We start from the raw sequence: 11,085 nt of genomic DNA, 5'->3' as shown, positions 1-11,085 counted from the left end.
TTCCGGGTCCGTCTGGGAAACAGGCGCGCGAAAAAAAAGCTCCAGATCGGTGTGGGCCACGTCTACCGGCATATCCAACGTCCGTACTCCTCAAAGGGGAAAACACTCTGTTTCAAAACATTCTCACACCCGTCATAGCGCATGCGGGCAACCGGGCTGTTACGGCAACGCGACGTTTATTTTCAGGAACAATCGGGAACATCCTGCCTGCGGAACAAGACCTGCCGCTGGCACTGGCAAGGCTCTCCCCACTTTATACATCGAGCCCCACAGAACGCAGATATTCAACGATTTCACGGGCTGCCTCCGCCGCGGGCGGTGCGACAAGAACCTTGCCCGCTCCCCCAGCGGCAGCCCCCCCCGCCGCAGACCCGGACTGTCCCGACAGCAGTTTGGGCCGGGCACGCCATGGGCGTTCTTCTCCTGCCGTTTCAGGCTCCTGCGCGGGATTGCTGGCCACCTGTTCGCGCACGATCTCGGCCGCCCGCGCCCTGGCATAAATCGCATCGGGCACCGGCCCGGTGCGGGCACTGGCTGCCAGCACACAGGGCATGGGCAGGCTGACCGGCCTGCGCACGCCACGCGGGCGGGCCTGAAGAATGTCCAGCGTGCCGTTTTCCGTCCCGGCCCCGACAACCTGCGCGACATCGGACACCATGGCCCAGCCAAGCCTGCGCGCGACAAGAAAAGGCACAAGCCCGCTATCCTGCCCGCCGCTGGCCTTATGCCCGGTCAACAGCATGGCGATATCGGGCTGGGCACGCAGCCAGACAGATAGCGTGCCGCTGACATCCGCCCCGTCCAGCACGACAATCCGGTCCAGCCCATAAGCTGCATAGTCCCGCAGGATTGCCGTATCCGCCCCGGCCCGCAGTGTCACATGCACGCCGATAACGCTCTGGCCAGTCTGCCGGGCCAGACCGATTGCATGAAGTTCGGACGGGACAGGCGCTGCCCGGCCCGAAACCGGGTCCACCCCGGCGGAAAGAGCGACCGCGACCGTCATGCGTTCCCCCTTGTCTGGTTCAGCAGGGCTGTCAGAGCGGGCATGACATCCTGCGCATCGGCAATAATGGCCAGCCCCGCGCGGCCGATCATGGCGGCATGCAGGTCGGTATTGACCGCGACAATATGCTCCACCCGCCCAATGCCCTGCAAATGCTGCGGCGCCCCCGAAATACCCATGGCCAGGTAGCATGTGGCGTCCAGCACCGTGCCGGAGGCACCCACCTGTGTGGCGCGCGGCATCAACCCTGCGTCGCACACCACGCGGCTGGCCCCCGGTGTGGCCCCCAGGGCGCGCACCATGGCGGCAAAGGCTGCAAAGTCGGTAACACCATTGCCTGCCGCCGCCACAAAGGGGGCCTCCGCCAGTGGCAGGCTGGCCGGATCGCCTGCAATGGCGACCCCCAGCCTGACACGCCCCGCAGCCCCGCTGGCCGGCACATGGTCGACCCGGCAGATATCATGCCCAAGCCCCACATAGACCGGAGCCCGGTCCTCCTCCAGCGTCATGACAGTGGGCAGGGTTTTCAGCACCCGTTCGCGGCGCAGGCCGCGGCAGGGAGCCACCACGGTGCGGGGCGAAAACGCCTGGATTCCGCCCATAAAATCAAAACCACCCTCGGCCACCACACGGCGGGCCAGATCGGCACCGTCGGGGCTTTCGGGCAGAAGCAGATGAGCCGCCCCGCTGTTTTGCAGCCACGCGACACTCTCGGCGGCAAAGCGTTCGGGGTCATCGCGCCCGGCGGACAGCACACACAGCCTGTCAGCCCCCGCATCGCCCAGCATGGCCTGCCCCTGTTCGTCCAGACCCGGCGGACACAGCACGCACACAGCCCCCTGCGCGCTATCGGCGACCAGACGGGCCGCACCCAGAATCTGCCGGTCGAACCGCGACAGCCGTCCATCCGCCAGATCGGGGATCGCCAGCACCAGCATGGCAGGGGTTTCAACCCTGATACGTTTTGGCGCATGTGTCGCCACTCTGGCTGTGGCTATTCCAGCGTGCCCGCTACGCACAAGGCGGGGGCGTCCGCCCTGCCCCGCAACCGTAATCAGCGCCCGTTCGGCACGCGGGTTCCTGCGCCGCTGTACTCCGGCCTCGGCAGGCATGGGCCGGAGCACGAAGCGCGGGCGCTCTCCCCCAGCCACACGCCGGCGGGCACGATCTTCAAACGGGTTCCTGCGAACGCGCTGGGTCATGACGCCACCACCGCATCCAGCACCAGTTCGGCAATGTCGCGCACCTCGGGCCTGTCACCCACCACACCTTCGAGCATGGCCGTGCAGCCGGGACAGCCGACCGCCACCATCTGCGCGCCCACCTGCCGTGCCTGAGCCATGCGCAGGTCGGGAATACGCTCCTGCGCATCCACATCGCTGACCGGGTTCCCGCCACCGCCACCGCAGCACATGGCGCGCAGACCGTGGCGTTCCATTTCCACCACGTTCTGGCATGCCGCCCTGAGCAGGCGACGCGGCGCATCCACCTGACCGTTATAGCGGGCCAGATAACACGGATCGTGCCAGGCCACCGTGCCCGTCGCCTGCGGGCTGAGTTTCAGACGCCCCGCGTCCACCAGTTCGTCCAGCAGGGCTGTATGGTGCTGCACCTGCCATGCACCGCCCAATGCCGGATATTCGTTGGCAAGTGCATGAAAGGCATGCGGGTCCGCCGTGACAATACGGCTGAAACGACGGACGGCCAGTGTTGCAATAACATCATGGGCGAGAGCCTGAAACGTGGCTTCGTCCCCCAGGCGGCGGGCCAGATCCCCGCAATCGGTTTCAGCCTCGCCCAGAATGGCGAAGCGCAGGCCCGCACGCTGCATCAGTTTCACCAGGGCCTGCAGGCTCTGGCCATAGCGCCGCTCGAACGCGCCATCCCCCAACCAGAGCAGGATATCCGTCTCCCCCCCTTCCGCCAGCACGGGCACGTCCAGCATGGCCAGAGCATCCGCCCGTTCGGCGGGGGGACGGCCCGCCAGATTGCCGGTGTCGCGCAGGGTGCGCAGCGCTCTGGCCGCACCCGGGCGCACGGCCCCATGCATGAGCGCCTGCCCCCGGCGCATGTCCACTATGGCGTCCACATGCTCGATCATCATCGGGCATTCCTGCACGCAGGCCCGGCAGGTCGTGCAGGCCCAGAGCGTGTCCGGGTGAATGGACGCATCGGCCCCGACAATGGGGTGGTGCATGCCGCATGCGCCACTGGCAGCAGACGCCAGTGGCGCGGGCGAGCCTTTGTAGGCGGGCGCCCCACCCATGGCATGCACCAGCCCCTGCACCAGCGCCTTGGGGTTCAGCCGCTGACCGGCGGCAAAGGCCGGGCATGCCTGTTCGCACCGGCCGCATTGAATGCAGGCATCGAAACTGGCCAGCACGTTCCACGAAAAATCCGACGGAGTGACGCTGCCGAGCATGGGTGCGTTCAGGTCGAGCGGACGCAGCGCCGTGTCACGCCCGCCGCCGAACCGGCCGGGTCGCGTATGCGCCACAAGCCATGTGGACCCCGCGAAAGCATGCTTCATCGGCCCGGCGGCCAGCAGCCAGACAAGCCCCACCCCGCCCAGAGCCAGCAGGGCGCGACCCAGCCAGATCACCGCCCCACCCTGCTCCGGCCCCGGCCCGTACAGGGCAGACCACAGGGCCAGCAGGCCAAGTCCCGCCGTGCAGCAGGCAAGTGCTGGCGCAAGGCCATAAAACGCCCCGCCCGACAGCCAGGACGGCCTGCGCGGCCAGCGCCGCCGCCACACCAGAACGGAGCCCACAAACCCAAGTGCTGCAAAAACCGTAATCCCGGCCCATAGCAGCCGACTTGCGCGCGCAAAAGGCAGCGATGTCAGCAGAACCAGGCCCAGCCCCGCCAGCAGCCCGCCCGCCGTCAGCGCATGCATGCGCCCTGTGCCGGGGCGCCTTTCCACCACATCATGCACATCGCGCAGGTAGCGGCGTGGCAGGGCCACAAGTCCCGCGCGCCAGTCAATGGGGGCGGGACGCCCCTGTCGCCAGCGCGCAACATACGGCATAACTGCCAGCACGGCCGCACAGCACAGCAGCCATACCAGCCCTGCGGCAAATCCGGTCATGTCTTAAAAATCCTTGCACAGACGCAAGGCATCATAAATGGCGGCATGGATGTTCCGCCCGGCCACCGCGTCGCCAATACGGAACAGCGCATAGGTTCCGGCCTGCTTTTCAGTCAGGCCAGGCTGGGGCCTGCCCGCCAGAAGGGCTGGCAGGTCCGTCACCCCGTGGTTGACTGCATTGGGCTTGAGATCGAAATACACCGCCTCAAGCGGCAGGTTGCCGCACTCCACCACCACGCTGTCGATCAGGCGCTCTTCTTCCTCGCCGGTCATGGTGTTGCGCAGGACGGCCACAACGCGGTTTTCTTCGCGGTAGAGTTCGCAAAGTTCCAGATTGGGCGAAAGAATAACCCCAAGACGGTACAGTTCGCGCAAATGCACTGGCTGGTTCGTGGTGCCGACATCCTGCGCAATCAGGCGGTCGGCGGTTACCATTTCCACCTGACAGCCACGCGTGGCCAGAAGTTCGGCCACCGATGCCGCATTGTGCTGGCCCATTTCATCGTAAAGCAGCACGCTGCCTTCGGGCGAGGCCTTGCCCTCCAGCACGTCCCGCGCGGTGCAGGCCAGGTCATGCCCCGGCCATTCCCCCGGATTGGCCTTGCCGCCGGTGGCAACCACCACGACATCTGGCGCGAGTGCTGCAACCATGGCGGCATCGGCCTGGGTATTCAGGCGCACATCCACGCCAAGCTTGCGCACCTGGCCGTCCAGCCAGCGCACGATACCCGACAGGGCCTCGCGCCAGCCCGCTTTGGCGGCAATATTGACCTGACCGCCCGTGCGATCGGCTTTTTCAAGCAGCGTGACGTCATGCCCGCGCAGCGCGCATACCCGCGCGGCCTCAAGCCCCGCGACACCGGCCCCCACAACCACCACCCCCCGCTTCACCTGCGCGGGGGGCACGTCGTGCGGCATGGTCTGTTCGCGCCCGGTTGCCGCGTTCTGCAGGCACAGCGCATCCCCCCCCACGTAAATGCGGTCGATACAGTAACCGGCCCCCACACACTGGCGGATATCGTCCTCACGCCCGGCGGCCAGTTTGTTGGCAATATGCGGGTCGGCAATATGGGCGCGTGTCATGGCCACCATGTCCACATGCCCTTCGGCCACGGCGCGCGCGGCTGTCGCCAGGTCCATGATCCGCTGGGCATGAAAAACCGGAATTTCGACTTCACGCCGGATTCCGCTGGCCAGATGCAGGAATGGAGCCACGGGGAAAGACATGTTGGGCAGGCTGATGGCATGCGACATGTCGTCCCGCGCCTGTCCGCCCAGCACGTTGACGAAATCGATCAGGCCGCGCCGGGCGTATTCCGTCGCAATGGCCACGGCATCCTCATGGGTGACGCCGTTCTTGAGCAGTTCATCCCCCGACATGCGGATACCCACAACGTAGTCGTCCCCCACGGCTTCGCGCACGGCGGTAAAGGCCTCGATCCCGAAACGCATGCGGTTTTCGAGCGACCCGCCGTAAGCGTCGGTCCGGTGGTTGACGGACGGGCTCCAGAACTGGTCGAGCAGATGCCCGTGCGCGCCTGACAGTTCCAGACCGTCCAGCCCGCCTTCCTTGCAGCGGCGTGCCGCATCGGCGAAGGAGCGGACAATACGGCGGATATCCTCGATCTCCAGTTCCTTGGGAACCGAGCGCGAGGCCGGTTCGCGCATGACCGAGGGAGCCACCACCGGCAGCCAGGCATCCGTGTCCCAGCGCGTACGGCGCCCCATATGGGTCAACTGGATCATCAGCTTGCCGCCATGGGCATGCACGCGATCCGAAAACTGCTGGAAATAGGGAATAATGCTGTCGTCCGAGACCGCAATCTGGCTCCACGGCGTGGCAGGGCTGTCGCAGTCGACCGAGGACGACCCACCGAACATGGTCAGCCCGATGCCGCCTTTTGCCTTTTCCGCATGGTAAAGCTGGTAGCGGTCCTTGGGCATGCCGCCCTCGGCATAGCCCGGCGCATGGCTTGTGCTCATGATCCGGTTGCGGATCACCAGGTTCTTGATACGCAAAGGACGCAGAAGAACGTCCGCACTGCTAGTCATGTTCTCTGTATCCTTCAGGACTGGGCGGCGGCCTGGCTCATCTGCCGCCGCTCGTCACGCGGGGGGTAGCCATAACGCCCGCGATAGGCCGTGCTGAAATGCGCCGAGGAGGTAAAGCCGCAGGCCATGGCAACATCGGTCACAGGCAGGCAGGTCTGCTGGAGCAGCCGCCGTGCCTTTTCCAGCCGGGCGGCGGCAAGGTAACCCGCCGGTGTCGTGTTGGTGTGACTGCGAAAGATCCGTTCGAGATGGCGGGTGGAAAAACCAAGCTCCCGCGCCAGGGTCGATACCTTGAGCGGGCGATCCATCTGGGTTTCGATCATTCGCACGGCCTTGCGCAGCGCCAGCGGCATACCGGCGAGGTTTGTCGCGGGCTGGCTTTCCTCGCCTGTGCGGTTGCGTTCGAGAATGAACTGCGCCGCCACCGCACGGGCCAGCGCCATGCCGAACCGGGCTTCCACGATCTTGAGCACAAGATCCAGCGGTACGGAACCGCCGGTGCAGGTCAGGCGGTTCCGATCGATGACGAACATGTCACCCGAAACATCGATCTCGGGGAATTCTTCCTGAATGCTGGACAGGTTTTCCCAATGAATGGCGCACCGGTACCCCCGCAGCAGCCCGGCATCGGCCAGGGCAAAGGTGCCCGTGCACAGCGCACCGAGCGAGACATTGTCGCGGGCCTGCGCACGCAGGAAACTGCGCAGCGCCTCGGAGGTGGAGGCACGCACATTCAACCCGCCGCAGACAAAAATAATATCGTACCGCTGGGCCGCCGCCATATGCGTGGGATGCAGGCAAAGCCCGTTGCTGGCGCGGGCGGGTTCTCCGTCCAGTGTCAGGATATCCCATGTATAGGCGTGGGCCTGCCCCAACTGGTTGGCCATGCGCAGGCCTTCGACCGCATTGCTGACAGCGATCATGGAATAGTTCTCAAGCGTCAGAAAGCCGAAGCGCTTGAGACTGGCCAGATGCAGGTCGCGCCCCATGCCCTAGCGCTCTACCACAAGGTCGCTCAACGGGCGTGAGCAGCACAGAAGAATGAACCCCTGATCGATCTCGCGCTGGCGGATACCCCCCTGATGCTGCATGTCCACCTCGCCCGAAACCAGCCTGCACTTGCAGGTGCCGCACATACCCTTGGCGCAGGACGCCGGCAGGCGCATGCCCGCGGCCCGCGCGGCGGACAGCACGGGCGTGCCCGACGGGCAGGCGATTTCGCGCCGGCTTTTGGTAAAGCTGATCGTATAGGCCGCGTCTTCCAACTCCTGCGTGACCTGCGCCACCTCTGGCTCCTGTTCGAGCAGGGTACCGAAATCGAAGCTTTCCTCGTAGTACTGGCGCATGTCGAACCCGGCTTCGGCCAGCATGGCCTTCACGCCCTGCATATAGGGTGCGGGGCCGCAGACATACACCTCACGCTCCATGAAGTCGGGCACCGCCTGCCCCAGCACGGCCCTGTTCAAACGCCCCTTATGACCCGGCCATTTTTCGAACGGCGCATCCCCTTCGCAGAGACAGGTGGTGCGGAACAGACTGCTGGCCTGCTCCATGGCCGCCAGTTCCCTGCGAAAGATCAGGTCCACCGGGCTGCGCGCACTGTGCACGAACGCGATGTCACGCCCGCTTTGCGTGTCCAGCAGGAAGCGGGACATGGACATCATGGGCGTAATGCCGCTGCCCGCTGACAGGAACAGGAATTTGCGCGCAGGAGACCGGTCGCAGGAAAAATCGCCCATGGGGCCCAGCGCGCGCACATCCATGCCCACACGCATGGTGTCGTGCAGCCAGTTGGAAATAACGCCGCCGGGCACGCGCTTGACCGTAATGGCAATACTGTACGGCCGCGACGGGGAGGACGAGACCGTGTAGCAGCGGTTTATTTCCTCGCCACCGACCGGCAGCACCAATGTCAGGAACTGGCCGGGCCGGAACAGGAACCGCCGGGCCTCAGGCGCGGTGAACACAAAGGTTCTGACATCGTGCGTTTCCTGGATGACGTCCCGGCAGTGCAGAACCTCGTCTGTTTCAGGGTCCCAGGCCGGGGCGTCGAGCGTGGCGAGAAAATTGACCGTCATGCAAGGGAGTCCTTCAGCCGCTCGATGTACCAGGCAGCAAATTTCTCAACCAGCCCTTCGGTATAGGGGGAATAGAAGCCGGGTTCATAGGCCGGATCTTCAGCACCCTGCTGGGCAATGGCGACCAGATCGGCATCCTGCTGGTTGGTGGCCTTCCAGACTTCCGTCAGCCGTTCGAGATCGTAATCGACCCCTTCCACCGCGTCCTTGTTGACCAGCCATGTCGTGCGCACCAGTGTGCGGTTGGCGCTGAGCGGCAGGGCCGTGAAGGTAATGACGTGATCTCCCATGAAATGGTGCCACGAATTGGGCTGTGTCCAGAACGACAGCGCGCCCAGCGCCTTGTCCTGCACGGCACCGACCGGCAGGCGGCACGCCGCGCGCGTATCCATGGTATAACTCTCCCCGCTCTGGTCGATCGGCAGGCGCTGGGTCCGGAACCCGGTGGCGCGTCCGGTCAGTTCATCCACCTCGCGCGAGGGAATGCCCGCCCCCTCCCAGCGCGAGCAGGAGGCATCGACCAGATCGGTGTAACGCTGGGCTTCGGCCTTGCCCTGTTCGTCCAGTTCGGTCGGTGAAAAACCGAAACCATAGGCAAAAAGCGGAATGGTGAGTTCAGGATGGTTGGGACCGCAGTGATAGCACTCGCGGTTGTTTTCCATGGTGAGCTTCCAGTTCCCCTCCTCGATCAGGTCGGCCTGGTGGGCGATCCGGGCTTCGCGCAGGTTGTGCGGGGCCAGGTACGGCTCCATGACGCGAGCCATGTCGTCAATATCGGTCGGCGGGTTGTCCGACAGGCAGATGAACACCAGACCGCCGACCGAACGCAGCGCGACAGGCTTGAGGCTGTTGCAGCCGGGTTTGAACGTCTCGCCCATATGTTCGTAAAACTTGAGCTTGCCGTCCAGCCCGTAGGTCCAGGAATGATAGGGACAGACAATATTGCCGATCATGGTCGCCCCTTCGGGGATCATGCGCGCACCACGATGGCGGCAGACATTGTGGAAAGCCCGGATTTCCCCGTTGTCGTCGCGTACGAGAATAACCGAGGACGGCCCGACATTGACCACGAGCGCGTCACCCGGTTCGGCGACTTCAGGCTCGACCGCGACGAAAATCCAGTGCTTGCCGAAAATTTCACGCATATCGACCTGGAAAACATCCGCGCTGGTATAGAACGCGGCGTCCAGCGACTTGCCCGGAACACGCTGCTCAACAAGGGTTTTTATGGATTTGTCCTGATCCGCGGTCATGTTTTCAAACCTTCGCCAGTCGGCCTGCCACCTGCCTGCCGTTGTTTTGATAGTGTACCAAACACTGACGCATAATTTTCGAAATTACGACATAAACTTACCTGAGTCGGACTTTTTTGTCGCAATCAACATTCAGGGAAACAGACCGCCAGCCCCCCTTGAGAGGTTTCCTTGTAGCGGCTGCTCATATCCGCTCCGGTTTCCTTCATTGTCGCGATCACCTGATCGAGCGAGACATGGTGCGACCCGTCACCGCGCATGGCCAGAGACGCCGCGTTGATCGCCTTGACCGCCCCGAACGCATTGCGCTCGATGCATGGAATCTGCACCAGCCCGCCAACCGGGTCGCAGGTCATGCCCAGGTGGTGTTCCATGCCGATTTCGGCAGCGTTTTCGATCTGCTCCGGTCCACCGCCCAGCGCCGCCGCCAGCCCTGCCGCCGCCATGGAACAGGCAACTCCGACTTCGCCCTGACAGCCCACTTCCGCGCCGGAAATGGAGGCATTGCGTTTGAACAGCCCCCCAATGGCCGTGGAGGTCAGAATGAAACGGCGCTCGCCCTCTGCCGTCGCATCCTGGCAGAAGGTGCGGTAGTAACGCAGCACGGCAGGCATGACACCGGCAGCCCCGTTGGTGGGCGCCGTGACCAGACGACCGCCCGCCGCGTTTTCCTCGTTCACGGCAATGGCGAACAGGCTGACCCAGTCCATGATTTCATGCGCGGTCCGCAGGTTGCGAAAACGGTCGGCCTCCAGCCTGCGGTGCAGACCCGGCGCGCGCCGCTTGACCGCAAGGCGGCCGGGCAGAACGCCTTCCTGCTCCATGCCGCGATCGACGGCGCGCATCATCACATCGATAATCCGCGCGATATAGGCGTTCACCTCGGCCACGGGACGCAACGCGCTTTCATTGGCCAGAACAATCTCGGCAATGCTCAGCCCGGTGCGGCGCGTCAGGTCCAGCAACTGCTGCCCGGAGGTAAACACGAACGGCACCGGCGGCTCCTCGGGAGCGACCTGATGGGCAAGCTGTTCCTCGGGCACGACAAACCCACCCCCGACCGAGCAGAGGCGCTGGCGGCTGAGCACGACCCCGCCAGCATCGCACGCTTCGAACTGCATGGTGTTGGGGTGAAAGGGCGCGGGTGTTTCGTAGTCGAATACAATATCGCGCGCCGGATCGAACACGATGTCGACGCCGTTCAGGCTCAGCCTGTGCCCGGTCGTAATCCGTGCCACGCAGTCATCGGCCTGGGAGGGGTCCACCGTGTCGGGCCGCATGCCCGACAGGCCGAGCAGCACCGCCCGGTCCGTGGCGTGGCCCTTGCCCGTCCACGCCAGCGAGCCATACAGCGCGACGCGCAATGTCTCGACAGTGCCCAGCCCCTTCAGGGAGGCCGCAAAATCCCCTGCGGCACGCATGGGACCGACAGTATGGGACGAAGACGGCCCCACACCGATCTTGAACAGATCAAACAGGCTGACCATGGTTTTTTATCCGAACTGGAAAAAACTGAGCACACCGCCGCCTGCGGATACCGGCAGTCACGCCTTTCCCGACCTGCCTGCCCATATCGGCCGCCCCGCCTGCCGGCAGGGCGGCAGTTTT

The 11,085-nt window shown here is 64.6% G+C and carries 8 protein-coding genes; all 8 read right to left on the bottom strand.

Annotation, left to right across the window (positions count from 1 at the left end; all coding sequences use genetic code 11):
- Positions 1 to 253: 253 nt before the first annotated feature.
- On the bottom strand, positions 254 to 1,006 hold the full coding sequence (locus ABF990_RS06905; protein ID WP_415500682.1) for a hypothetical protein: 753 nt from the start codon (positions 1,004 to 1,006) through the stop codon (positions 254 to 256).
- Positions 1,003 to 2,208, bottom strand: coding sequence for an FAD-binding protein (locus tag ABF990_RS06900; RefSeq protein WP_415500683.1), 1,206 nt, complete (start codon positions 2,206 to 2,208; stop codon positions 1,003 to 1,005). The genes ABF990_RS06905 and ABF990_RS06900 overlap by 4 nt, the downstream gene beginning before the upstream one ends.
- A complete protein-coding gene (locus tag ABF990_RS06895; RefSeq protein ID WP_415500684.1) occupies positions 2,205 to 4,094 on the bottom strand; it encodes a DUF3483 domain-containing protein in 1,890 nt (629 codons plus the stop codon). Before ABF990_RS06895 ends, ABF990_RS06900 begins: the two co-directional genes overlap by 4 nt.
- A gap of 3 nt (positions 4,095 to 4,097) precedes the next feature.
- Positions 4,098 to 6,146, bottom strand: a complete 2,049-nt coding sequence (locus tag ABF990_RS06890; protein WP_415500685.1) for an FAD-dependent oxidoreductase — start codon at positions 6,144 to 6,146, stop codon at positions 4,098 to 4,100.
- 14 nt (positions 6,147 to 6,160) lie between these two features.
- Positions 6,161 to 7,135, bottom strand: coding sequence for a GlxA family transcriptional regulator (locus ABF990_RS06885; protein WP_415492087.1), 975 nt, complete (start codon positions 7,133 to 7,135; stop codon positions 6,161 to 6,163).
- A 3-nt stretch (positions 7,136 to 7,138) separates the two neighbouring features.
- Positions 7,139 to 8,224 (bottom strand): 2Fe-2S iron-sulfur cluster-binding protein, encoded by a 1,086-nt coding sequence (locus ABF990_RS06880; RefSeq protein ID WP_415492088.1) that lies wholly within the window; start codon positions 8,222 to 8,224, stop codon positions 7,139 to 7,141.
- Positions 8,221 to 9,477, bottom strand: a complete 1,257-nt coding sequence (locus tag ABF990_RS06875; RefSeq protein ID WP_415492089.1) for an aromatic ring-hydroxylating oxygenase subunit alpha — start codon at positions 9,475 to 9,477, stop codon at positions 8,221 to 8,223. Before ABF990_RS06875 ends, ABF990_RS06880 begins: the two co-directional genes overlap by 4 nt.
- A gap of 125 nt (positions 9,478 to 9,602) precedes the next feature.
- Complete coding sequence (locus ABF990_RS06870) at positions 9,603 to 10,964, bottom strand: L-serine ammonia-lyase (RefSeq protein WP_415492090.1); 1,362 nt, start codon at positions 10,962 to 10,964, stop codon at positions 9,603 to 9,605.
- Between the last annotated feature and the right edge of the window lie 121 nt (positions 10,965 to 11,085).

It is taken from the genome of Acetobacter sp. (assembly GCF_047723915.1).
Lineage (GTDB): Bacteria > Pseudomonadota > Alphaproteobacteria > Acetobacterales > Acetobacteraceae > Acetobacter.
This window is presented reverse-complemented; position numbering and strand designations above follow the sequence as displayed.